Below are 24,368 nucleotides of genomic sequence, written 5' to 3'. Positions count from 1 at the left end.
CTCTTCGGTGCATGGCCGGGGTTGATCGACACCAAAAAGCGGCGCGTCCGTGCCCAAACCCTGCGGGAAGTGGAGTTACAGGAAGCGCCGTAGCATACATGACCCCACTCTATCGAGGGAAACCCTGATTGCGCAGGCCTGGCCGTCTGTCGCGGCACCAGGCAGGCGCAGCCACGGGGGCTACGCTGTTTATTGGGGAGCAAGAACTTTCTTCAATGAGGTGAGGGGATGGCTGAATCGCAGCGAACTTTAACGAAACCGCAGTTGTACGAAGGACTGATCGACCGTTTGGGTCGTGCATTGGATGCAGCAGATACCGCAGGCCGTTTGTGTGATGAGCGGCCTCAGGAGCTGGAGTTGCGTGGCTTGAGCCAGGCAGAGCTTGAATTGATCAAGGTTTACCTGGAGTCCAATCACCACCGCGCAGCACTTGGGCAGGCCTCCCCGCCAGCCCAGGAGCCCTCGCGCTCGGCTAAGGTGATTTGGCTGAAAGACTTGCCCACCGCCCGCGGCCCGGAAAAGCGCCGGGCCGTACGGTGCAAGTGAAGCACAGCGTTATCCGTTAACCTTCTCAAAATGTGCTGGTAAAGATTGTCGCTAAATCCCGTTGCATCTAGGCTTCGGGCATCTTTGGAGATGCCCGATGCCTTTTCGTTATTTCATTAAACAATTGTTGTTGCCGCCCGGCATTTTCTTGCTGCTGCTCGCACTTGCCTGGTGGTTTCGCCGCAGCCGCCCGCGCCTGGCTGGCGTGTGCTTTGCCCTTGGGTTTGGCGGGATGTGGCTGATCAGCCTGCCGGTGATGGTGGAGTGGGGCGCCCGGGCCCTGGAGACGGAGCCGCCTTTGGCGCAGGAAGACTGGTCGACCCTGGCCCAGCGTGCGGATGCCATTGTGGTGCTGGGTTCGGGGCGTGAGCGCGGCGATCCGGCGTGGGGCACCGACCAGCCGACCGGCGTCGGGCTTGAGCGCCAGCGCTATGCGGCGCGCCTGGCCAAGGCGTCGGGGTTGCCGGTGCTGACCAGCGGCGGGCTGCACTACGGCACGCCGCCCAGTGAGGCCGAGTTGATGGCGGTGTCGATGCGTGACGACTTCGGTGTGACGGTGCGTTGGAAGGAAGAGCGCAGCCGCACCACCTGGGAGAATGCGCAGATGAGTGCCGAGATTCTATTGCCCCAAGGCATCAAGCGCGTGGTGGTGGTGACTCAGGCGTGGCACATGCCGCGTTCGGTGTGGAGCTTTGAGAAGGCCGGTTTCACCGTGGTGCCCGGGCCGGTCGGCTTTCTGGGGGTGGACAACTCCCGGCCGCTCGGTGGCTGGATGCCGGAGTTCGTGTCGGTATGGCGCAGCGGGCAGTTGATCAACGAGGCGGTGGGGCAGGTAGGTTATCGATTGTTTTATAAGTAGCACTGCAGGACAAATGCGGGAGCGGGCTTGCTCGCGAATGCGGTGCATCAGTATCAGATGTGTTCACTGACACGCCGCCTTCGCGAGCAAGTCGAATCGTCGCACCGCCGCTCCTACACAAGCCCGTTCCCACATGGGTTTTGTGTTGTCCTTTAGACCGTCTTGGCCATTCTTGCGGCCAGCAGTGCCCAGCCAAACAGCAGTACACACACAATGATCAACGGCCAAGACCGCCATTGCAGGTACGGCGTGAGGTTGTGCATCGGCACCACTTCACCATAAAGAATGCCGCGCTCGAACTGTGGGATCTGCTCGGTGATCTGCCCGTAGGGGTTGATCAGGCCGGTCACGCCGTTGTTGGTGGCGCGGATCATCCAGCGGCCGGCTTCCAGGGCACGCATCTGCGCCATTTGCAGGTGTTGCAACGGGCCGATGGACGTGCCGAACCACGTGTCATTGCTGATTGTCAGGAGCAAATCGCTCTGTGCCGAGAGGCCGGCGGCAAACTCCGGGTACACCACTTCGTAGCAAATGAACGGTGCGATCTGATAACCCTTGGCCTGCAACATTGCCTGATCGGCCGGGCCACGGGCGAAGTCCGACATCGGCAAGTCGAAGAAAGCGATCAGCCCGCGCAGCATGTCTTGCAGCGGCACGTATTCGCCGAACGGCACGAGTTTTTGTTTCAGGTAGGTGCCATCACCTTCGCCCACCACGGTGATGCCGTTGAAGTAGCGCTTCTGGTGATGCACTTCCTGGCGGATCGGCACGCCGGTGATCAGCGCGGTATGTCGGTCGGCGGCAAACTTGCCCATCATCCCCAGATAGCCTTCAACCGACTCCTTGAGCACTGGCACTGCGGTTTCCGGCCAGATCAGCAAGTCGACGCGCTTGGAGGCGAAGCTCATGTCGCGGTACAGCGCCAGCTGTGCGTTGAGCTGTTCCGGGTCCCATTTCATGCTCTGTGCGACGTTGCCCTGGATCGCGGCGACGCTCAACGGTGCGCCGGACGGCGAGGTCCAGGCGTGATGCTTGAGGGCCAGGCCGATGGCCCACGGCGCAACCAGCAAGACCAGGCCCGCGCCGATAAAGGCGTTGCGCTTGCTCGCCAACAGGCGCGGCAAGTTGCACAGCACGGCGGCAGTCAGCGCCAGGGCGAAGGAGATCAGCCACATCCCGCCCAACGGCGCGAGGCCGGTCAGCGGGCCGTCGAGTTGACTGTAGCCGGAGTACAACCACGGGAAACCGGTGAGGAACCAGCCACGAAACGCTTCCTGGCCGACCCACAATGCAGCAAAGGTCAGGGCATCGGCCAACGGTGCTTCATTGCGGCGCAGCCAGCGGGCCCACAGCCAGGCGGGCAGGGCGAAGAACAGGGCGATGGCGGCGGTGAACAGCAGCATCAGGAAGCCAGCCAGCAGCACCGAGGCGCCGCCGAAATGGTGGATGCTGTAGTAGATCCAGCTTGTGCCGGCACCAAACAGGCCGAAACCGAAACACCAGCCACGGCCCAGGGCCTGGCGTGGGCTCAGTTCCCGCAGGCCGATATAGAACAATCCGACGGCGATCAGCGCAAACGGCCACAGATCGAACGGCGCCAACGCCAGGGTAGTGGTGGCGCCGGCCACCACGGCCAGCAGGTTACCGGGCCAGCCGGGTGCGGTGAGACGGCGCATGTCAGTCCTTAGCGGGCAATAGGGGTCAAGCGGATCAAGTGGATACGACGACTGTCCGCATTAAGGATGCGGAAGCGGTACGCGCCGATCTCGGTGGTCTCGTTGCGTTTTGGCAGGTGGCCAAACGCATTCATCACCAGGCCGCCAACGGTGTCGAACTCATCGTCGGAGAACTCGCTGTCGAAGAACTCGTTGAAGTTTTCGATCGGTGTCAGCGCCTTGATCAGGAAATCACCGCTGGGCAGCGGCTTGATGTAGCTGTCTTCTTCGACGTCGTGTTCGTCTTCGATGTCGCCGACGATCTGTTCCAGCACGTCTTCGATGGTCACCAGGCCCGCCACGCCACCGTATTCGTCGATCACGATGGCCATGTGGTTATGGTTGGCGCGGAACTCACGCAGCAACACGTTCAGGCGCTTGGATTCCGGCACGAAGGTGGCCGGGCGCAGCAGGTCCTTGATGTTGAAGCTGTCGCCGTTCTCCTTGAGGATCAGCGGCAGCAGGTCCTTGGCCAGCAGGACGCCCATGACGTCGTCATGGCTTTCACCGATCACCGGGTAGCGCGAGTGCGCCGAGTCGATCACGGCCGGGAGGAATTCCCGTGGGGTCTGGGTCGCCTTGATGCTGATCATCTGCGAGCGCGGCACCATGATGTCGCGTACTTGCAGGTCAGCCACCTGGATGGCGCCTTCGACGATGGCCAGCGCTTCGCTGTCCAGCAACTTGTTCTGGTGGGCCTCGCGCAGCAGCTCCAGCAGCTCCTGGCGGTTTTTCGGCTCGTGGGCAAAAGCCTGGGTCAGTTTACCCAGCCATGACTTCTGCCCGTTGCTCGATCGGTCTTCGCTCATAGCGATTACTCTAAATCCTTTGTTGTTTCAGTTAGGTGTCGATCAGTTTTCGTCGTCTGCGTAAGGGTCAGGGTGACCCAATTCAGCAAGCAACGTTTGTTCCAGTGTTTCCATTTCCTCGGCTTCGTCATCGTCTATATGGTCGTAACCCAAGAGATGCAAGCAGCCGTGGATGACCAGATGAGCCCAGTGGGCTTCAAGGGCCTTGCCTTGTTCCTTGGCCTCGCGCTCGACGACTTCGACGCAGATCACCAGGTCGCCCAGCAGGGGGATGTCCAGCAACTCGTCGGGTACGTCGGCGGGGAAGGACAGCACGTTGGTCGCGTAGTCCTTCTGGCGCCAGGTGTGGTTCAGTTCGCGGCCTTCGGGCTCGTCCACCAGGCGGATGGTCAGTTCCGAGTCAGCGGTGCGCTGGCGCAGGGCCAGGGCACACCATTGACGGAACTGCTCTTCGCTGGGGGCGGGCGCTTCGGTGGCCAGCTGCAGGTCTAGCTCAAGCATCGCGGCGAACGTCCCTGGACAAGCCATCGTCACGGTGTTCGAAACGCTCGTAGGCTTCGACAATGCGCTGTACCAACGGGTGGCGGACCACGTCCTTGGGCATGAAGTGGGTGAAACTGATGCCCGGCACGTCCTTGAGCACCTCGATCACCTGGCTCAGGCCCGACTTGGTGCCTTTCGGCAGGTCGACCTGGGTGATGTCGCCAGTGATCACGGCGGTGGAGCCGAAACCGATCCGGGTCAGGAACATCTTCATCTGCTCGACGGTGGTGTTCTGGCTTTCGTCGAGGATGATGAAGCTGTTGTTCAGGGTGCGACCGCGCATGTACGCGAGCGGAGCGATCTCGATGACTTGGCGTTCGATCAGCTTGGCCACGTATTCAAAGCCAAGCATCTCGTACAGCGCGTCGTAGAGCGGGCGCAGGTACGGGTCGATCTTTTGTGCGAGGTCGCCAGGCAGGAAACCGAGCTTCTCGCCGGCTTCGACCGCCGGGCGTACCAGCAGGATGCGGCGCACTTGCTCGCGCTCCAGGGCGTCGACCGCACACGCCACGGCGAGGTAGGTCTTGCCCGTACCGGCGGGTCCGATGCCGAAGTTGATGTCGTTGCCGAGGATTTCCTTGACGTACTTCTGCTGATTCAAGCCGCGCGGGCGAATCATGCCTTTTTTGGTACGCAGGGCCACGCTGGCTTCGGCCACAGGGTTGTTGGCCAGGTCTTGCACGGCCGATTCCTGCAGGTACAGGTGCACGGTTTCCGGCGACAGCTCGCTACCCTTGGTTTCGCGGTAGAGGCGGCGCAGCAGGTTTTCCGCAGACGTGGTGTGCTGGGTTTCACCAATGAGTTCGAATTGATTGCCGCGGTTGCGGATCTCGATGCTCAGGCGTTGTTCGATCAGGCGCAGGTGCTCGTCGAACTGTCCGCACAGATTGGCGAAACGACGAGCCTCAAACGGCTCGAGGATAAAACGATGGGGTTCTACTATGGGTGCGTTCAAGGTCGCTTTTAGCCGCCCTTTGGCTGTTGAGTTGAAAGAGAGAATAACGCCAGCTGCCTGTGTGCGAAAGCACTTAAATGGACTGACCCCACTCTCCAGAACAATGAAGAACCTTTGTGGGAGCTGGCTTGCCTGCGATGAGGCCGGCACATCCAAAATAGAGGCTGGCTGTTGCATCGCTATCGCAGGCAAGCCAGCTCCCACATTTGAGCTTCATTTGTCTTCAGGTTTTTGCGATCAGTTGATCAACGAGCCCCGCAGCGAGTGCGGTTGCGCCGCGTCGATATGCACATCGGCGAACTGGCCGATCAAGGTCGGGTTGTCGCAGCGGAAGTTGACGATCCGGTTGTTCTCGGTGCGGCCTTGCAGCTCGCCCGGATCTTTCTTCGAATAGTCGGTAACCAGGATGCGCTGGACCGACCCGACCATTTGTCGGCTGATCTCGAACCCTTGCTGGTTCAAACGGTGCTGCAATGCATTCAAGCGTTCTTTTTTCAGCGCTTCCGGGGTCTCGTCCAGCAAGTCGGCCGCCGGTGTGCCGGGGCGCTGGCTGTAGACGAAGGAGTAGGAAAAGTCGAAACCGACGTCTTCGATCAGCTTCATGGTCTGCTGGAAGTCTTTCTCGGTCTCGCCGGGGAAGCCGACGATAAAGTCCGAACTGATGCAGATACCCGGTACCGCCGCACGCAATTTGCGCAGTTTGGATTTGTACTCCAGCGCGGTGTGGTTGCGTTTCATCGCCGCGAGAATGCGGTCCGAGCCCGATTGCACCGGCAAATGCAGGTGTTTGACCAGCTCCGGCACTTCGGCGTGGGCCTGGATCAGGCTGTCGGAAAACTCCAGCGGGTGCGAGGTGGTGTAGCGAATGCGCTCGATACCGTCCACGGCGGCGACCACGCGGATCAACTCCGCCAGGTCCGCCAGGCGGCCGTCGTCGGTCAGGCCGCGATAGCCGTTGACGTTCTGGCCGAGCAGGGTCACTTCACGCACGCCGTTTTCGGCGAGGTGGATGATTTCCGACAGCACATCGTCAAACGGCCGGCTGACTTCTTCACCGCGGGTGTAAGGCACCACGCAGAAGGTGCAGTACTTGCTGCAACCTTCCATCACCGACACATAGGCGCTCGGCCCGTCGATACGCGGCTCGGGCAAGTGGTCGAATTTTTCGATTTCAGGGAACGACACGTCCACCTGCGGCAGCTTGGTGAAGCGCGCGGCGTCGATCATTTCCGGCAGGCGGTGCAGGGTTTGCGGGCCGAAGACCACATCGACATAGGGCGCGCGATCGCGAATCGCCGCGCCTTCCTGGCTGGCCACGCAACCGCCGACGGCGATCACCATGTCCGGGTTGGCCAGTTTCAATTCGCGCCAGCGGCCCAGCTGGGAGTACACACGGTCCTGGGCCCGCTCTCGGATCGAGCAGGTATTGAGCAGGATCACGTCGGCATCTTCGGCGCGGGCGGTGACTTCCAGGGCCTGGTGTTCGCCCAGCAGATCGACCATGCGCGAGCTGTCGTACTCGTTCATCTGGCAACCGTGGGTTTCGATGTAAAGCTTCTTGGCCATGGGAATCGTCAACTGGTGGTAAAGAACCGCGCATTATAGGGGGCATGCCCATTGGTTCCTAGCGTTGTGCATCGGGTGCCATGCTATAGTTCGCGCCCTCTTTTATATCCCCGATGTGTTGTTCGCCCACCATGACCAAACGTGAAGCTCCAATCTATAAGGTGATTTTCCTCAATCAGGGCCAGGTGTTCGAAATGTACGCCAAGCAGATCTATCAGAGCGATCTGTGGGGGTTCCTGGAGGTGGAAGAGTTCGTCTTTGGCGAGCGCACCCAGTTGGTCGTCGATCCGGGCGAAGAGAAGCTCAAGGCGCAATTCGAAGGCGTGGTGCGCAGCTTTGTGCCGATGCATTCGATTGTGCGCATCGATGAAGTCGAGCGTTTGGGTACGCCGAAGATCAGTGAGGCGCGGGGGATGGGCAATGTGATGCCGTTTCCGATGCCGATGCCTGAGAAGTAGGGCGTTAGACCGCGTCGCTCCCTTCGCGAGCAAGCCCGCTCCCACATTCGACCGAGTTCCAAATTTGGAATGCGATTAAATGTGGGAGCGGGCTTGCTCGCGAAGAGGCCTTCAAAAGCACTGAAGATTCAGGGGAGGGGTGAGAAAGGCGAACGCCCATCCGCACTCTGCAATTCCTGCAGATAATTGCGGAAGATCTGCCCCAGCACCTGGGTCGCCACTTCCAATTCATCACGCTGCATGTGCTCGGCCACTTCGTCGGCCGTGTCCAGCGCATCCTCGGCACCGTTGACCGCGGCCATCTTCAGCACGATATACGCCTGGACGTTGTTGGCCGGTACGCCTTCGCCGTGGAAGAACATGGTGCCCAGCTTGAATTGGGCTTCGGCATGGCCCTGCAACGAGGCTTTCTCGAAGTAGCTCAAGGCTTTGTTGAGGTCGCGGGCGGGGTTCTTGCTGTCATGGTAATACTCGCCCAACTCGTATTGCGCCTGCGCATCCCCGCCGTCGGCCTGTTTCTGACACGCGCTCAGCGCTTCGGCCTGGCTGTCTGGCTGGGTATTGAGGGTGCAACGACCCATCGCTGGGATTAACAACGAGTTGCCGCCTGCTTGTGCATATGCCAGCAGCGGCTGAAGGAGCAACAGGCAGCCCAGAACCAGGGTGCGGCCGGTGCGTTTCATGGGAATCGACTTACCTCTGACGGGGCACGCGGACCCTCGCGGGATCCAATAAGCGCGCATTATGAAATAAGCAGGCCTCTGCTTACAAAGTCTTTACTCGTTTTTCTGCTGGTTGGGCAAGTTATCTGCCGGATTGCAGGTGATTTCTCGAAAAAACAAGGAAATGTCTGTAAGCAAAGTAGCAAATCTGACGCCACCAGGGGCGGCGTCAGGCGATGCATCGGCTTATTTCAAGGCAGCGAAGGCGCGCTCGGCGGCATCCAGGGTCAGTTTCAGCTCGGCTTCGCCATGGGCGATCGAAGTGAAGCCGGCTTCGAAGGCACTCGGCGCCAGGTATACGCCGCCTTCCAGCATCAGGTGGAAGAAGCGCTTGAACAGGTCGGCGTCGCTGCCCATCACATCGTCAAAGGTGACGATGTCGTCGGCACCGCTGAAGTACAGGCCGAACATGCCGCCTGCCTGTGTGGTCACGAACGGGATACCGGCAGCGTCGGCGCGTTGTTGCAGGCCGTCGAGCAGGCGGGTGGTGTAGTCGGTCAGCTCGGCGTGGAAGCCCGGGCGGCTGATCAGGCGCAAGGTGGTCAGGCCGGCGGCCATCGCCAGGGGGTTACCGGACAATGTGCCCGCCTGATACACCGGGCCCAGCGGTGCGATGTGCTGCATGATTTCGCGCTTGCCACCGAAGCAGCCGACAGGCATGCCGCCACCAATGATCTTGCCGAAGGTGCTCAGGTCTGGTGTGACGCCGTAGTACGCCTGTGCGCCCCCGAGGGCCACGCGGAAACCAGTCATCACTTCGTCGAAAATCAGCACGACGCCGTGCTTGTCGCACTGCTCGCGCAGGCCTTCGAGGAAGCCCGGCGCCGGCGGTACGCAGTTCATGTTGCCGGCGACCGGCTCAACGATGATGCACGCCACGTCCTGGCCCACTTCACTGAGCATCTGCTCGACCGCAGCGATGTCGTTGAACGGCAGGGTCAGGGTGTGTTTGGCGAACGCCGCCGGCACGCCGGCCGAGCTTGGCACGCCTTGGGTCAGCAGGCCGGAACCGGCCTTGACCAGCAGGCTGTCGGAGTGGCCGTGGTAGCAGCCTTCGAACTTGATGATGCTGTCGCGGCCGGTGAAACCACGGGCCAGGCGGATTGCGCTCATGGTCGCTTCGGTGCCGGAGCTGACCATACGCACCATTTCCATCGACGGCACGATCGAGCAGACCAGGTCGGCCATCTCGGTTTCCATCGCCGTCGGCGCGCCGTAGGACAGGCCGTGTTGCAGCTGCTGGCGCACTGCGTCGAGCACGTCCGGGTGGCTGTGGCCGAGGATCATCGGCCCCCAGGAACCGACGTAGTCCACATAGCGCTTGTCATCTTCGTCGGTGACGTAGGCGCCTTCGGCATGCTTGAAGAACAACGGCGTGCCGCCCACGCTCTTGAACGCACGCACGGGGGAGTTCACACCGCCGGGGATGTGCTTCTGGGCATTGGCAAACAGCGTTTCGGAACGGGACATGATGGGCTCTCTGAAGTCAGAATTGCTTTCTATTTAAGGCGCAGAAGGGCGTTGAAGGCGCGGGCGCGGCGTGTCACTTCCTGGGTGCTGTCGGCACCGAACAGGCCGTGGACCACCGCCAGCAGGTCGGCACCGTGGGCCACCAGCGGTTCGGCGTTCTCCAGGGTAATGCCGCCGATCACGCAGATCGGCACCTGCAACCGCGCGCGGGCCTGGGCCAGCATTTCAACGGTGGCCGCCGGGGCGCCGGGCTTGGTGTTGGAATTGAAGAAGCGGCCGAAGGCGACATAACTCGCGCCTTCTTTGGCGGCCTGCTCGGCCAGTTCGATCTGGCCGTGGCAGGTGGCGCCGATGATCGCCTTGGAACCGAGCAGCGCACGGGCCGGAGTCAGCGGGCCGTCGGTCTGGCCCAGGTGCACGCCGACGCCCAGGCGCGCGGCCAGTTCGGCGTCGTCGTTGATGATCAACTGGGTCTTGTAGCGCGAGCACAGTTCGCGCAGCTTTTCCGCTTCACGCAGGCGGCGGGCTTCGTCGCTGCTTTTATCGCGGTACTGCAGCAGGGTCACGCCACCGTCCAACGCCGCTTCGACGTAGGCGAGGAATTTGCCGGCCAACAGTTGGCTGTCGGTAATGGCATAAAGGCCACGTAGTTTCATCGGGCAGGTTCCTTGGTCTTACGAGCAGAAATCCAGCGGCAATCGGCGCGGTACGAACTGGCCCTGGCCGAGTTGTTCGGCGTCACGCAGGGTGCGCCAAGTGTAGTTGAGGGCCGATTGCACGGCACTGACCAAACCTTCGCCCTGGGCAATCCGCCCACTCAGTGCACTCGCAAGCGTACAGCCCGAACCGTGATAACTGCCCGGCAGACGCTGGCAGGTAAAGGTCTGCTGCGTGCCATCACGGCTATATAGGCGGTTGTGTACTTCATGCTCATCGCCATGGCCGCCGGTGATCAGCAGGTGCTTGATAAACGGCAATAGCTTCGCGGCGCATTCATCCGCCGTACCTTCGGGCAACTCGGCGAGGATGCGGGCTTCAGGCAGGTTCGGCGTGGCGATCAGCGACAGCGGGAACAAACGCTCGCGCATCGCATAACCGACCTCGTCCTTGCCCAGGCTGCCGCCGCCACCGGCGCGCAGCACCGGGTCGCACACCACTGGCAGGTGCGGGTGCGCCTGGAGCAGCTCGACCACGGTGTCGACCATCGCGGTGGAACCGAGCATGCCCAGCTTGACCGCCGCGACTTCGGAATCGCCAAGCACGGCATTGGCCTGGGCCAACACCCACTCGCGGTCGAGTACGCGGAAGTCGCTGACATTGACCGTGTTCTGCACGGTCAAGGCGGTGACGGCCGGAGCCGCATGGCAACCCTGGGCGAGCAGGGCTTCGATATCTGCCTGCAGGCCGGCGCCACCACTGGGGTCATGGCCGGAGAGACAGAGGACAACGGGGCGAGAGCTGTAGATATTCATGGTGCGCGAGCTTACCACCAAACGCTTTTTGCGTGGCTGTCTGGCGATGGCTGAATTTTGCTGCGGTAATGACGCTTTTCTGGCGCTGGCCTTGCCGGATAAAACGCGCCGAAAGGCCCGTGCTAGAGCCTCCGTAAAAATTAATTACATGGTGTCCAATGGCCTTTAGCGGCTATGCTAGAGTGGATCCAAATTACTAACAGTATCGCCGGTATACGTCTTCTCAAAAGGAATGGGGGGCTTTTGACTAACCGGACAGGCCACGCTGGGGCTCTATGCGCTATTTTTTCATTCTACTGTTGTGCGGGCTGCCGCTGTTCGCCAACGCCATCGGGTTCAACCAGGACACGCGAAGCCTGCCCCTGGGCCGAGTGATGCAAGTCCTTGAAGACCCCACCGATGCCCTCACTATCGCCGAGGTCAGCTCCCCCGCCTACGCCGCACAGTTCAAGCCCCATGACAAAGCCACCCTGAATGCCGGTTACTCGCGCTCGGTGTTCTGGCTCAAGGTCGACCTGCATTATCAAGCCAAGGACCCGCGCGCGCCGCGTACGTGGTTTCTGGAGTTGGCCTACCCGCCGCTCAACCACCTGGACCTGTACCAGCGCGACAGCACCGGCGCCTACCGCCTGAGCACCCGCACCGGTAGCGCGCTGCCGTTTTCCAGCCGTGAAGTGCGCCAGAGCAACTACCTGTTCAAGCTCAACTTCGTGCCCGACCAGCAGGAAACCCTCTACCTGCGCCTGCAAAGTGAAGGTTCGATCCAGGCCCCCCTGACCCTCTGGGCCGGCACCGCCTACCTGGAAGAACAACCGCTGCGCCTCTATATCCTCGGCGCGATCTACGGCGTGCTGCTGGGGATGCTGATCTACAACCTGTTCATCTACCTGAGCGTGCGCGACACCAGCTACCTCTATTACATCCTCTATATCGCCTCGTTCGGCCTGTACCAGTTGTCGGTCAATGGTGTGGCCGTGGAGTACTTCTGGCCGGACAGCCCGTGGTGGACGAATGCCGCGGTGCCGTTTCTGATCGGGTCGGCCGCGCTGTTCGGCAGCTTGTTTGCGCGCAGCTTCCTGCATACCGCTCAGCACAGTCGCTGGCTTGACCGGATCTTGCTGGCGCTGGCCGCCTGTGGCGCGCTGGTGATGGCGCTGGCCCTGCTGACCAGCTACGCCGTGGCCCTGCGTCTGGCCACCGGCTTGGCGCTGGTGTTCACCGTGACCATCTTTATTGCCGCGATCAAGGCCTGGCTGTGTGGTCAACGCATGGCGCGCTATTTCATCATCGCCTGGTCGGCGTTCCTGCTCGGCGGGGTGGTCAACACGATGATGGTGCTGGGTTACCTGCCCAACATCTTCCTGACCATGTACGCCAGCCAGATCGGCTCGGCCATCGAAGTGGCGCTGCTGTCCCTGGCCCTGGCGGATCGCATCAACGGCATGCGTGAGCAGCAAGCGCAGATCCTGTTCGATGCCAGCCAGAAACTCGAAGTGCTCAACCAGCAACTGGCCCGCAGCAACCGGCTCAAGGACGAATTCCTCGCCACCCTGACCCACGAATTGCGCACCCCCATGAATGGCGTGATCGGCTCCCTCGAACTGATGCAGACCGTGCCCCTGGGCGACGACCTCGCGCATTACCAGCAAACCGCCGCCGGTTCTGCGCGGGACATGATGCGCATGGTCAACGGCATCCTCACCCTCACCGAACTGCAAGCCGGGCGCCTGAGCGCCCAGCCGCAGGTGTTCAGCCTGCGCGGTGTACTCGATACCCTGCGTCAGCAATTCAACGCCAGCGCCCAGGGCAAGGGCCTGGAGTTTTCGATTGATGTGGCCGATGAACTGCCGGACCGAGTGCTCGGCGATGCCGACAAACTGACCCAGTGCCTGGGTTGCCTGCTGGACAACGCCTTCAAGTTCACCCACCAGGGCGCCGTGCGTCTGCGCGTGGTCGGCGTGCCGGATAGCAACGGTGCGTTGCGCTTGAGCTTTATCGTCACCGACACCGGCATCGGTTTTGCCTTTCTTGACGAGGCCACGCTGTACCAGCGCTTCTTCCAGCTCGACGGTTCGACCACCCGTGAGTACGGCGGCCTGGGCATTGGCCTGGCGATCTGCCGACAGTTGACTGAGTTGCTGGGCGGGCGCCTGACCCATCATTCCGAGCCGCGCAAGGGTAGCCGCTTCCAGTTGGAGGTGGAGGTCAGCCCGGTGCCGTCCGAACCGAAAAAAGCGCCCGACCGACAGCGCTGCCCGCAGGACTGCACGGTACTGCTGGTGGACGACAACAGCGTCGGCCAACTGGCGGTGCGTGGCATGCTGCTCAAGCTCGGCTACCGGGTCAAAACCGTGGACACCGGCGCGGCGGCATTGGCGGCCTTGCAGGCGGACAGCTTTGATGCGGTATTGTTGGATGTGCCTGAAGGCGGTTTCTCGTTGTGCTGTCAGATTCGTGCACTGCCCGGTTGCGGTGAATTGCCGGTGATTGCGCTGAGCACGTCGTTGAATGTGTCGGACCGTGAGCGGTGCCATGGCATCGGCATCACCGACCAGCTGGGCAAGCCGGTGCGTTTCGACGCGTTGCAAGCGGTGCTGGAGCGTCGTGTGCTGTGCCAGGTCGAGGGCGAAAGCGCCGGACATTAGGCGCCTATGCCACTTTTTTAAGCGCAGAGCCGGTGCTTAACTGAAATTCAGGCCGCTGATGACCGTGGCCTTTTTTCCAGGAGGCCCGTCATGAACCTGCATCAATTCGCCGAAACCCACGACGTCACCAACCAGCCGCCCTCCCTGGACGGCACCAACCTGTATCGCATCGACCTGCCCCTGCAAGACTGGTCGCGCCGTTTCGGCGCCGGCTGGGCAGAGACGCGCCTGGATGCCTACGGCGCGCTGGCCGGTGGACCACTGATGGCGGCCGGTTTCCTGGCGAATCAGCACAAGCCGGAGTTCAGCAGCCATGACCGTTATGGCCATCGCATCGACACTGTGACGTTTCATCCGGCGTACCACGAACTGATGCGCACCGCCGTCGAGCATGGCCTGCCGTCGCTGCCGTGGGCACACCCGCAGCCCGGCGCCCATGTGGCCCGCGCTGGCTTGACCTACCTGCATAGCCAGGCCGAAGCGGGCACCGGTTGCCCACTGACCATGACCTTCGCCTGCGTCCCGGCCCTGCGCTTGCAGCCGGACTTGGCTGACATCTGGTTACCGAAAATCCTCAACACCGAATACGACCCGCGCAACGTCGGTATCGCCCACAAAGGCGGTGCCACCATCGGCATGGCCATGACCGAGAAACAGGGGGGCACCGATGTGCGCGCCAATACCACCCGCGCCTACCCGGTGGGCGCCGGTGGTCCTGGCCAGGCGTATGAACTGGTGGGTCATAAGTGGTTCTGCTCGGCGCCGATGTGCGATGGGTTCCTGACCTTGGCCCAGACCGACAAGGGGCTTACCTGTTTCCTACTGCCCCGGCACCGTCCGGATGACACGCGCAACGAGTTTTACATCCAACGCCTGAAGAACAAACTCGGTAACTGCTCCAACGCCTCCAGCGAAGTGGAGTTTCGCGGCGCCCTGGCCTGGATGGTCGGCGAAGAAGGTCGTGGCGTACCGACCATCATCGAAATGGTCGCCATGACCCGTTTCGATTGCATGGTCGGTTCCAGCGCGCTGATGCGCCAGGCGCTGACCCAGGCCAGCCATCATTGCGCCCATCGTACGGTGGGTGGCCGCCTGCTCAGCGAGCAACCGCTGATGCAAAACGTGCTCGCCGACCTGGCCCTGGAAAGCGAAGCCGCGCTGGCGTTGAGCATGCGCATGGGCGGCGCGCTGGATCATCTGGATGATGCGCGGGAAGCCAAGTTCGCCCGGCTGGTGACGGCGGTGGGCAAGTATTGGATCTGCAAGCGTGCGCCGGCGATGATCAACGAAGCAGCCGAATGCATGGGCGGTGCGGGGTATGTCGAGGACAGTATCCTGCCGCGTCTGTACCGTGAGGCGCCGGTGAATTCAACGTGGGAAGGTTCCGGCAACGTGCAGTGCCTGGACGTGTTGCGTGCGTTGTCGAAGGAGCCGGGAGTGTTGGAGGCGCTGTTCGTCGAACTGGGGGATGGGCATGGCGATAAATTGTTGGCGCGGCATGTTGAACAATTGAAAGCGGCGTTCATGGACACCCAGGACATTCAGTACCGTGCGCGGCAACTGACCGAGGACATCGCCGTGGCGTTGCAGGCCAAGTTGTTGCTGGAGGCGGGAAATGCGGCGGTCAGTGATGGGTTTATTGCCAGCCGGTTGGGTGAGTCGTCCGGGCGGGTGTATGGCACCTTGCCGCGTGGGGTGGATGTGGAAGCCATCGTCGCCCGCTCCACCCCCCAATCTCTCTGACAGCACTGGGCCAAAATGTGGGAGCCGGCTTGCCTGCGATAGCGGTCTGTCAGTCAAATCACTGCTGACTGACCCACGGTAATCGCAGGCAAGCCAGCTCCCACATTGAATGCATTCCAACTCCGCTGTTTCAGTGGCGCTGGGATACAGGCAAGATAAAGGCCTGCACGTCAGAACACAGGATGCTTACCGTGACCGAAGCTTTTGTTGTCGTTCAATCCGCCGAAGAAGCCGTGGACCGGCTGGCGGCCCTGCATGAGCGTGCTACCGGCGCACTCAACAGAGCCCTCAAGCAATACCTCAAGGACCGCGTCGAACCCGACGCCGAACAACGCGCGCTGTTTCGCTACCCGGAACTGCGCCTGACCTACCATTGCCACGGCGAAGTCCCACAGACGACCCGGGCGTACGCCAAGGTCCAGTTGCCTGGAACCTACAGCGTCACCGTGACCCATCCCGCCGCGTTCCGTAAGTACCTGCTGGAGCAACTGGTGCCGCTGATGCACGACTTCACCGTGACGGTGGAAGTGGGCGTCAGTGAGCAGAACATCCCGTACCCGTACGTGGTGGAGCAGGGCGACGAACTGGCCGGCTCCGGCGTGACTGCCGCGACCCTGGCCCGCGTGTTCCCGAGCACCGACCTGTCGGCCGCCACCGATGGCATCGCCGATGGCCTCTACGACTGGGAAAACACCGACCCGCTGCCGTTGGCACTGTTCGATGCGGCCCGCGTGGACTTCTCCCTGCGCCGGCTGGTGCACTACACCGGCAGCGACTGGCGCCATGTGCAGCCGTGGATCCTGCTGACCAACTACCACCGCTACGTTGACCAGTTCATCCTGCATGGCCTGGAACAATTGCGCAGCGACCCGCGTTTTATCCGCATGGTGCTGCCGGGCAACGTGGTGATCGACAAGGCCATGGACCATGGCGAAGCGTCGGCGATTGCCGCAGGCGTGGTCTGGCACCGCTATCAGATGCCGGCCTATCACCTGCAGGCCAGCGACGGCCACGGGGTGACCCTGGTGAACATCGGCGTCGGCCCGTCCAACGCCAAGAACATCACCGACCACCTTGCCGTGCTGCGTCCGCATTGCTGGCTGATGATCGGCCACTGCGGCGGCCTGCGCCAATCCCAGACCATCGGCGACTACGTATTGGCCCACGCCTATATGCGCCGCGACGGGATTCTCGATCGTGTGGTGCCGCCGAACATTCCGATCCCGGCCCTGGCCGAGGTGCAAATGGCGCTGCAACAAGCGGCCGCCAATATCACTGGCGAAAAAGGCGAAGAGCTGAAAAAACGCCTGCGCACCGGCACCGTACTGACCTACGACGACCGCAACTGGGAACTGCGCTGGGCCCAGGAACGGCCGCTGATCAACCTGTCCCGCGCCGTTGCCGTGGACATGGAAAGCGGCACCATTGCCGCCCAGGGTTATCGCTTGCGGGTTCCGTACGGCACCCTGCTGTGCGTATCGGACAAACCGCTGCACAGCGAAATCAAGCTGCCGGGTTCGGCCAACGCGTTTTATGAGCGTGCAGTCAGCCAGCACTTGAAGATCGGCATCGCCGCGGTGGATTTGCTGCGCACCGAACTCAACTCACTGCACTCGCGCAAACTGCGCAGCTTTGACGAGCCGCCGTTCCGCTAAGCGGTTGGGATGGTCATTTAACGGTCAGGCCACTAGCATTGTCGGTCCTGACCGTTAGATGTTCCTTGCCATGTCCCGTCCCACCCGTCCCGATTCGCGTCGCCCAGGCGTGAAACCCCCGTATTGCGCCGCACGGCGTGTCGCCAAGGCGCCACCGGCCGAGCCGAAGCTGATCCTGTTCAATAAGCCCTTCGACGTGCTGACCCAGTTCAGCGACGAAGGCGGGCGCGCGACCCTCAAGGATTTTATCGACATCCCCGGCATCTACCCGGCGGGTCGCCTCGACCGTGACAGTGAAGGTTTGCTGCTGCTGACCAATGACGGCCAGTTGCAGGCGCGCATTGCCGACCCCAAGCACAAACTGGCGAAAACCTATTGGGTGCAAGTGGAAGGCGAGCCGACCACCGAGCAACTGCAACGCCTGCGCGACGGCGTGGAACTCAATGACGGCATGACCTTGCCTGCCCAAGCCCGGCAGTTGGACGAGCCCGAATTATGGCCGCGCAACCCGCCGGTACGCTTTCGCAAAAGCGTGCCCACGACGTGGCTGGAATTGGTGATTCGTGAAGGGAGAAATCGTCAGGTTCGGCGTATGACCGCAGCGGTGGGCTTGCCCACGTTGCGTCTGGTACGTGTACGGATTGGCGATTGGTCGATCGACGGCCTGGATCAAGGCCAATGGAAGGAAGTGCCGGCGCGCCTATAGGGCGCCGGACTCGATCAGGCCGATCACCACGCTCTTGATGATGAACGCGGCCACGCCCAGGCCCAGTACGAAAAACAGGATGAACGAGCCAAAGCGTCCGGCCTTGGATTTCTTCGCCAAGTCCCAGACGATAAAACCCATGAAAATGATCAGGATCGTGACCAGGCCGGTCATCATCCATTCTTCAAACAGGGCGGGGTCGATGTTGTTCATGGGGGCATTTCCGACAAAGGCAGGCGGGGGAGTATAAGGCAGGGGCGCAGGCACTACATTGATCTGCGTCGAGCGCGGTCAAAATGTGGGAGCTGGCTTGCCTGCGATAGCATCACCTCGGTTTTGCTGACACACCGAGTTGCCTGCATCGCAGGCAAGCCAGCTCCCACATTTGTTTAGTGGTGATCTCAGGTTCTCAGGTGAGTCAGCGGCAACTCAGTGCTATTGAGCACTTGGTTCAGCACAAAGCTGGAACGCACGCTGGTCACGCCGTCGATGCGGGTGAGATGCCCCAGCAGCAGTTTCTGATAGTGATCCATGTCCGGCACCACCACCTTCAACTGATAGTCGGCATCCATCCCGGTGACCAAGCTGCATTCCAGCACCTGGGGCAGGGTGCGGATCGCCGCCTCGAAGTTCTCGAAACGCTCCGGTGTATGTCGGTCCATGCCGATCAGAACGTAGGCCGTAAGGCTAAGGCCAAGCATCTTGCGGTCGAGCAGGGCGACCTGGCGGGCGATGTAGCCGTCGTCTTCCAACTGCTTGACCCGGCGCGAGCACGGCGAAGGCGACAAGCCGATGCGTTCGGCCAACTCCTGGTTGGAGATCCTCGCGTCGCGCTGCAATTCCGCCAAAATACTCAGGTCGTATCGGTCAAGCTTGCTCATTGGGTTGGCCTTTGTCGTAACTATTGCGGTGAATTATCCATGAAGGGTTAAAAATTGCGCAAGCACTGTTTATTGACGCAATCTTCGCAATCATCTGCCGGGCGCTAGCAGGTATCTTTATCAACAGAATCACCGCCTGGACAACAGTCCAAAGCAGCTCGCCCAATCAGGCCCGCTGCGGCCGCCACCCCAGCAGGGTTGAGTTGGCCTCCAGGCTGCACACTGTCCACAAGACGGCGTGAGGTGAGCCAACGTCAAAAGCGTTGAGCACGGACGAAGTTCTCAAGGGGTGGCCGACGGGTCACCCCTTTTCTTTTGCCCACGAAAATAGTTCTCGTGACTGATAACCTGTCTCAGAACCGGGCCGCGCTTTTCCAGTCTCATGGACAGGCCCCAATCCGCAGTGAGGAATAGCATGAAGCGCATCTGGCGTTTGACAGGTGTAGGTTTGCTGATGGTCGCCGTGGGCGCCCACGTGATGGCCGACGAGCGTGATAACACACCGCGTCCTGAAGGCGGTGGCCAGCATGAGCGCGGCCAGGGCGGCGGCCGACAGCAGGGCAATGAACCGCCACGCCCGCAGAACAATGCGCCACGGCCGGAGAATAACCAGCCACGGCCAGAGAACAATCAGCCGCGCCAACAGAATCCGCATTTTGAACAGCACAGTGGCCAGAACGACCACTGGCAAGGTCGTCAGCCGGGCAATGAACCGAGCCGGCCGGTGCAACAGCCACAGCCGTCGAACAACCTGCCGATCCAGAGCCGTCCCGATACCGTGCGCCAGACCCAGGAGCCGCGTCAGGGCAATTACCGCGACATCCCTCGCCGCAACGACGGCAACCCACACTGGGAGGCCGGCGGCCCCGGGTCGCGTCCGGGTTACAACGGCGGTGGTTACAACAATAACCGGCCTGGCGATAACCATTGGCCCGGCCGCCCCGATGGCCACGGCAATGGCTGGGGCCCAGGCCCGCAGCATCGCCCGGGGTATGTCATCGACCGCTTCCCCGACCGCCACTACCGCGTGCCTTACCGTGGTCAGGACTATTTCTTCTCCGGAGGTTACTGGTATCGCCCGCAAGGCCCGCGCTACGTGGTGGTGACGCCGCCTTACGGCATCCGCGTGCAATATCTGCCGGACTACGCGCGGGAAGTGTGGGTGGGCAGCGCGTTGTTCTTCCTCGCGGCCGGTGCCTATTACACCTATGAAAGCAGCACCCAGCAGTATGTGGTGGTGCAACCGCCGACCGAAGTCCCGGTCGCCCAGCCGGCGCCCCAGGGCAACGGGTATGACGTGGTGGCGTATCCCGCCAACGGCCAGTCACCGGCCCAGGTGCAGCAGGACGGCTACGACTGTTACCGCTGGGCCGTGCAGCAAAGCGGCTTTGATCCACAGCAAGTCACCTATGCCCCCGACCCGGCGGTGGTGCAAACCTACCGCCAGGCCCAGGGCAACTGCCTGAGCAGTCGCGGCTATCAGGTGCAGTACTAGGCCTTGTTGCCGGTGACCACTTCCCGCGGGTCGGCGTGCACCAGCACTTCGGCACGCGGGTAGGCGTCGTGAATGGCATCGGCGGCCCTGTCGCTGATGGCGTGGGCCACGGACAAGGTCAACTCCCCCGGCAACTCCAGGTGCAACTGCACAAACCAGTGGTTGCCCGAAATGCGCGTGCGCAAGTCATGCGCGCCCAACACCCCCGGCACGCCACGGGCCAGTTCCAGCATGTGCTGGCTGACGTCCGGCGGCAGCTCTTCATCCATCAACACCGCAAAACTTTCCCGGGCGATATGGATGGCGCTCCACAGGATATAAACAGCGATGCCCAAGCCAAACCAGGCATCCACCTGGTGGTAGCCAAATGCCGCGAGCCCCAGGGCTACCAGGATGCTGCCATTGAGCAACAAGTCCGAGCGATAGTGCAGCGAGTCGGCGCGCACCGCGTTGGAGCCGGTTTCGCGCACGACCCGGTGTTGCAGCATCAGCAAGGCCACGGTCAGCAGCAGGGAAAAGATGATCACCCCAATGCTCAACCACGGCGCACCGACCGGTTCCGGGTGCTGCAAGCGTTCATACGCCTGCAGCGCAATCAACACCGCACTGCCGCCGATAAACAGCGCCTGGGCCATGCCTGCCAGTGATTCGGCCTTGCCATGGCCGTAACGGTGATCGTCATCGGCCGGTCGCAGGGCGTAATGCACCGCGAGCAGATTCAGCAGTGAGGTCACCCCGTCCAGCAACGAATCGGTCAACCCGGCGAGCATGCTCACCGAGCCGCTGAGCCACCAGGCGATGGCCTTGGTGATAATCAACGCACACGCCACGCCCACCGAGGCGCGGGTAGCCAGGCGCAGAAGCCTGGCGTGTTCGGGACTGCTGGTCATAGGCGGGTCGAACCTCAGGCGGCGGGTTTTAGGCCGAGGGAGGCGAGTTGCTGCACGCTACCCTTGAACTGGATCAGGCGCGGGTCGTCCAGCGGCAGGTTGCGGCCGGTTTCTTTCTGGATGATGGATTGCAGCTTGGCGTTGTCGACCTTGCCGTCGGCGCCGATGGCTTCGTGCAGCTTCTCGGGGGCCACCTGGGCGGTCTTGCCCGGTTCGAAGTAGATCGCGCCGGTGGCGAAGTCCACACCGAAGGCGATCAGGCCGGGGATCACATAGAACAGCAGGCCCACGGCATCGAGTACGGCAATCGCCGGGTCGATCTTGCCGTCGATCTGGCCACGGCGGTCCGGGTAGAAGATCGAACCGCAGGCCGTCAATTGGCTCAGCAGGGTGACGGCGAGGACACCGCCGATGACACGGGAAGCGATACGCATGGGGAATCTCCTGAATACGATTGATACGGGACTATAAGCGACGAAGATCCAGTGTGGGAGCGGGCTTGCTCGCGAATGCGGAGTATCAGTCGCATATCCATCAACTGACAGACCGCATTTGTGAGCAAGTCCGCTCCCACATTTAACCGTTTCTGTGACCATCACCGGTACTCGGCAGTTCGCCGTTATACTCGTCGCTCTGCTTTGGAGCCAGTATGAATTCGTTGCCCATCGATGATGTTTTACCCGCCCTGCGTGACGCCTTGGCGAATCGCCATGAAGCCGTGCTGGAAGCACCGCCCGGCGCCGGTAAAACCACCCGTGTGCCCTTGGCGCTGTTGAACGAACCGTGGCTGGCCGGGCAAACCATCCTGATGCTCGAACCACGCCGCCTCGCCGCCCGCGCGGCAGCCGAGCGGCTGGCCAGCGAGTTGGGCGAAAAAGTCGGCGAGACGGTCGGCTATCGCATCCGCCTCGACAGCAAGGTCGGCCCCAACACCCGTATCGAAGTGGTCACCGAAGGCATCCTCACGCGCCGCCTGCAGGACGACCCGGCACTCGACGGCGTGGGCCTGCTGATCTTCGACGAGTTCCACGAGCGCAGCCTCGACGCCGACCTCGCCCTGGCCCTGAGCCTCAACGGTCGCGAACTGTTTCGCGATGAGCAGCCGCTGAAAATCCTGCTGATGTCCGCCACCCTTGAAGGCGAACGCTTATCTGTGTTGTTGGACAACGCGCCGATTCTGCGCAGCGAAGGGCGCATGTTCCCGGTACAGATGCGCTGGGGCCGGCCGTATCAGGCCGGGGAGTTCATCGAGCCGCGCGTGGTGCAGACGATCCTTGACGCGCTGCACGATGAAAGCGGCAGTGTGCTGGTGTTCCTGCCCGGTCAGGCGGAGATTCGGCGGGTCAACCAGCAACTGGCTGACGCCCTCGCTGAACGCAGCGATGTGCTGTTATGCCCGCTGCACGGCGAACTCGACCTCAACGCGCAGCGCGCGGCCATCGACCCGGCGCCCGCCGGCAAACGCAAAGTGGTGCTGGCCACCAACATCGCCGAGACCAGCCTGACCATCAACGGCGTGCGCGTGGTGATCGACGCCGGGCTGGCGCGGGTGCCGCGTTTCGACCCGGGCAGCGGCATGACCCGTCTCGACACCCAGCGCATTTCCCGCGCCAGTGCCACCCAGCGCGCCGGTCGGGCAGGGCGCCTGGAACCGGGAGTGTGTTACCGCTTGTGGTCCGAAGACCAGCACGAGGGCCTCGCCGCCTACGGCAGTGCAGAAATCCTCGCCGCCGACCTCGCCGGCCTCGCCTTGCAACTGGCGCGTTGGGGCGTCACGCCTACGCAACTGGTCTGGCTGGATGTGCCGCCCACCGCTGCGTACGCCCAGGCCCAGGATTTGCTCGAACGTCTCGGCGCCTTGAATGACGACACACTCACCGCTCACGGCCAGAAAATGGCCGAGCTGCCGGCCCACCCGCGCATCGCCCATTTGCTACTGCGCGGGCAGGACCTGGGGCTGGCGGCCACCGCGTGTGATGTCGCCGCGCTGTTGGGCGAGCGCGACATTTTGCGCGGTGGCGGCGCGGATCTGCACAGCCGCCTGGCGCTGCTGTCCGGTGAAGAACGCGCACGTGGCGGCCAGGGCGGCGTGCAACGGGCCAGGCAACTGGTGCGCCAATACCGTGGCTACCTGAGGGGCCGGGCCACGCAGGCAGTGGCCGACCCCGACCACCCGCGCTGGCTTGGCGCCTTGCTGGCGCTGGCCTACCCGGACCGCGTCGCCCAGCAACGTCGCCCCGGTGGCGCCGAATACCGCCTGGCCAACGGCCGCGCCGCGTTGTTTGCCGAGGCTGACAGCCTGATGAAACAAGCCTGGCTGGTGATCGCCGACCTCGGCAGCCGCCAGGGCCAGCGCGAAGAACGCATCTACCTCGCGGCGGATTTTGATCCAACGCTGTTCGACACGGTGCTCGCCGAGCAAGTGCGCAACGTCGACCAACTCGACTGGGATGAACGCGAAGGCGTGCTGCGCGCCGAGCGCCAGCGCAAAGTCGGCGAACTGGTGCTGAGCCGCGAGCCGCTCACCGGCCTCGACGAATCTGCGCGCAGCCAGGCGCTGGTCAACCTGGTGCGACGCAAAGGCCTTGAGTTGCTGCCGTGGACCCCCGAGCTGCGCCAATGGCAAGCCCGCGTCATGCTGCTGCGCCACCTCGACGCCGGCAAACCCAGCGAATGGCCAGACATCAGTGACAGCGCCTTGCTCGCCAGCCTGGAACACTGGCTGATGCCGTACCTGGGCAAAGTGTCGCGCTTGAGCCACTTCGCCAACCTGGATATTTCCAGCTTCTTGCACAACCTGCTGCCCTGGCCGCTGCCCCAGCGCCTGGACGAATTGGCACCGCAGCATGTGAAAGTGCCGTCGGGCTCGTCGGTGCGTCTGGACTACAGCGAGCAGCCGCCGATTCTGGCGGTGCGCTTGCAGGAACTGTTTGGTCTGGCGGATACGCCGCGCATCGCCGGCGGGCGTCAGGTGGTCAAGCTGCACCTGCTGTCCCCGGCGCGACGGCCGGTGCAGGTGACGCAAGATCTGGCGAACTTCTGGCGCAGTACCTACGCCGAAGTGAAGAAGGATCTGAAGGGCCGCTATCCGAAACACTACTGGCCGGATGACCCGTTGGTAGCCGAAGCCACCGCCCGCATCAAACCGCGCAAATAAAATCTGTAGTGAGCGGGCTTGCCCCGGTACAAACCGGGGACATCGTTTACATATCTAACCGGGGACATGGTTTACAGGTTA

Annotated in this window: 22 protein-coding genes; 9 read left to right on the top strand and 13 right to left on the bottom strand. The window is 62.3% G+C overall.

Annotated features, from left to right (window positions below; all coding sequences use genetic code 11):
- Positions 1–228: 228 nt before the first annotated feature.
- Complete coding sequence (locus OPU96_RS14750; RefSeq protein WP_192299025.1) at positions 229–546, top strand: hypothetical protein; 318 nt, start codon at positions 229–231, stop codon at positions 544–546.
- A gap of 97 nt (positions 547–643) precedes the next feature.
- Positions 644–1,405, top strand: a complete 762-nt coding sequence (locus OPU96_RS14745) for a YdcF family protein (RefSeq protein ID WP_192299024.1) — start codon at positions 644–646, stop codon at positions 1,403–1,405.
- Positions 1,406–1,557: 152 nt separating this feature from the next.
- Here OPU96_RS14745 and lnt read toward each other — a convergent pair whose 3' ends face one another.
- The 5 genes from lnt to miaB form a co-directional block, all read right to left on the bottom strand.
- Positions 1,558–3,081, bottom strand: coding sequence for an apolipoprotein N-acyltransferase (lnt, locus tag OPU96_RS14740; protein ID WP_305391585.1), 1,524 nt, complete (start codon positions 3,079–3,081; stop codon positions 1,558–1,560).
- Positions 3,082–3,089: 8 nt separating this feature from the next.
- Entirely contained in the window at positions 3,090–3,929 is an 840-nt protein-coding gene (locus tag OPU96_RS14735) for a CorC family transporter (protein ID WP_017528925.1), read from the bottom strand.
- Between the two features lie 42 nt (positions 3,930–3,971).
- A complete protein-coding gene (gene ybeY, locus OPU96_RS14730; RefSeq protein WP_017735642.1) occupies positions 3,972–4,430 on the bottom strand; it encodes an rRNA maturation RNase YbeY in 459 nt (152 codons plus the stop codon).
- The gene (locus OPU96_RS14725) at positions 4,423–5,427 is read right to left on the bottom strand and encodes a PhoH family protein (RefSeq protein WP_305391583.1); all 1,005 of its coding nucleotides are present in this window, start codon (positions 5,425–5,427) and stop codon (positions 4,423–4,425) included. Before OPU96_RS14725 ends, ybeY begins: the two co-directional genes overlap by 8 nt.
- A 237-nt stretch (positions 5,428–5,664) precedes the next feature.
- Positions 5,665–6,993 carry a tRNA (N6-isopentenyl adenosine(37)-C2)-methylthiotransferase MiaB gene (miaB, locus tag OPU96_RS14720; protein WP_192299021.1) on the bottom strand — a complete coding sequence of 443 codons (1,329 nt, stop codon included), beginning with the start codon at positions 6,991–6,993 and terminating at the stop codon, positions 5,665–5,667.
- 131 nt (positions 6,994–7,124) lie between these two features.
- Between miaB and OPU96_RS14715 the strand changes: the two genes are divergently transcribed.
- Positions 7,125–7,451, top strand: a complete 327-nt coding sequence (locus OPU96_RS14715; RefSeq protein ID WP_017735645.1) for a DUF1820 family protein — start codon at positions 7,125–7,127, stop codon at positions 7,449–7,451.
- A 128-nt stretch (positions 7,452–7,579) separates the two neighbouring features.
- Here OPU96_RS14715 and OPU96_RS14710 read toward each other — a convergent pair whose 3' ends face one another.
- The 4 genes from OPU96_RS14710 to OPU96_RS14695 form a co-directional block, all read right to left on the bottom strand.
- Positions 7,580–8,134, bottom strand: a complete 555-nt coding sequence (locus OPU96_RS14710; protein WP_305391582.1) for a tetratricopeptide repeat protein — start codon at positions 8,132–8,134, stop codon at positions 7,580–7,582.
- Between the two features lie 225 nt (positions 8,135–8,359).
- On the bottom strand, positions 8,360–9,643 hold the full coding sequence (hemL, locus tag OPU96_RS14705; RefSeq protein ID WP_017136069.1) for a glutamate-1-semialdehyde 2,1-aminomutase: 1,284 nt from the start codon (positions 9,641–9,643) through the stop codon (positions 8,360–8,362).
- A 29-nt stretch (positions 9,644–9,672) separates the two neighbouring features.
- Positions 9,673–10,299, bottom strand: coding sequence for a thiamine phosphate synthase (gene thiE, locus OPU96_RS14700; protein WP_305391581.1), 627 nt, complete (start codon positions 10,297–10,299; stop codon positions 9,673–9,675).
- A gap of 18 nt (positions 10,300–10,317) precedes the next feature.
- Positions 10,318–11,115, bottom strand: coding sequence for a hydroxymethylpyrimidine/phosphomethylpyrimidine kinase (locus OPU96_RS14695; protein WP_192299017.1), 798 nt, complete (start codon positions 11,113–11,115; stop codon positions 10,318–10,320).
- A 275-nt stretch (positions 11,116–11,390) separates the two neighbouring features.
- Here OPU96_RS14695 and OPU96_RS14690 point away from each other — a divergent pair, with 275 nt between their 5' ends.
- The 4 genes from OPU96_RS14690 to OPU96_RS14675 all read left to right on the top strand — a co-directional run bounded on the left by OPU96_RS14690 (position 11,391) and on the right by OPU96_RS14675 (position 17,864).
- Positions 11,391–13,760: a hybrid sensor histidine kinase/response regulator gene (locus OPU96_RS14690; RefSeq protein ID WP_498559283.1), complete on the top strand. Its 2,370-nt coding sequence runs from the start codon at positions 11,391–11,393 to the stop codon at positions 13,758–13,760.
- A gap of 90 nt (positions 13,761–13,850) precedes the next feature.
- On the top strand, positions 13,851–15,503 hold the full coding sequence (locus OPU96_RS14685) for an acyl-CoA dehydrogenase family protein (protein ID WP_226455797.1): 1,653 nt from the start codon (positions 13,851–13,853) through the stop codon (positions 15,501–15,503).
- Positions 15,504–15,685: 182 nt separating this feature from the next.
- Positions 15,686–17,158 carry an AMP nucleosidase gene (gene amn, locus OPU96_RS14680; protein WP_305391578.1) on the top strand — a complete coding sequence of 491 codons (1,473 nt, stop codon included), beginning with the start codon at positions 15,686–15,688 and terminating at the stop codon, positions 17,156–17,158.
- 70 nt (positions 17,159–17,228) lie between these two features.
- Positions 17,229–17,864, top strand: a complete 636-nt coding sequence (locus OPU96_RS14675; RefSeq protein WP_305391577.1) for a pseudouridine synthase — start codon at positions 17,229–17,231, stop codon at positions 17,862–17,864.
- On the opposite strand, the gene OPU96_RS14670 is transcribed toward OPU96_RS14675, so the two are convergent.
- Both OPU96_RS14670 and OPU96_RS14665 read right to left on the bottom strand, forming a co-directional pair.
- Positions 17,859–18,068, bottom strand: coding sequence for a DUF2788 domain-containing protein (locus OPU96_RS14670; protein WP_025999909.1), 210 nt, complete (start codon positions 18,066–18,068; stop codon positions 17,859–17,861). The two genes, OPU96_RS14675 and OPU96_RS14670, sit on opposite strands and share 6 nt — an antisense overlap.
- 197 nt (positions 18,069–18,265) lie before the next feature.
- Positions 18,266–18,745: an Lrp/AsnC family transcriptional regulator gene (locus tag OPU96_RS14665; RefSeq protein ID WP_017735654.1), complete on the bottom strand. Its 480-nt coding sequence runs from the start codon at positions 18,743–18,745 to the stop codon at positions 18,266–18,268.
- Between the two features lie 415 nt (positions 18,746–19,160).
- On the opposite strand from OPU96_RS14665, the gene OPU96_RS14660 reads away from it, so the two are divergent.
- Positions 19,161–20,240, top strand: a complete 1,080-nt coding sequence (locus OPU96_RS14660) for a DUF6515 family protein (protein ID WP_498559282.1) — start codon at positions 19,161–19,163, stop codon at positions 20,238–20,240.
- Here the strand turns inward: OPU96_RS14660 and OPU96_RS14655 are convergent.
- Together OPU96_RS14655 and pmcY are read right to left on the bottom strand one after the other, a co-directional pair.
- A complete protein-coding gene (locus OPU96_RS14655) occupies positions 20,237–21,130 on the bottom strand; it encodes a cation diffusion facilitator family transporter (protein ID WP_305391575.1) in 894 nt (297 codons plus the stop codon). The two genes, OPU96_RS14660 and OPU96_RS14655, sit on opposite strands and share 4 nt — an antisense overlap.
- Before the next feature lie 14 nt (positions 21,131–21,144).
- Positions 21,145–21,564, bottom strand: a complete 420-nt coding sequence (gene pmcY, locus OPU96_RS14650; RefSeq protein ID WP_192299011.1) for a periplasmic Zn2+ metallochaperone PmcY — start codon at positions 21,562–21,564, stop codon at positions 21,145–21,147.
- A 215-nt stretch (positions 21,565–21,779) separates the two neighbouring features.
- On the opposite strand from pmcY, the gene hrpB reads away from it, so the two are divergent.
- The gene (gene hrpB / locus OPU96_RS14645; RefSeq protein WP_498559281.1) at positions 21,780–24,287 is read left to right on the top strand and encodes an ATP-dependent helicase HrpB; all 2,508 of its coding nucleotides are present in this window, start codon (positions 21,780–21,782) and stop codon (positions 24,285–24,287) included.
- The last annotated feature ends 81 nt before the right edge of the window (positions 24,288–24,368 follow it).

The sequence above is a fragment of the Pseudomonas sp. RP-B7 genome, assembly GCF_059803535.1.
The sequence above is the reverse complement of the archived record's forward strand: the minus strand, read 5'-3'. Positions and strand labels throughout refer to the sequence as shown.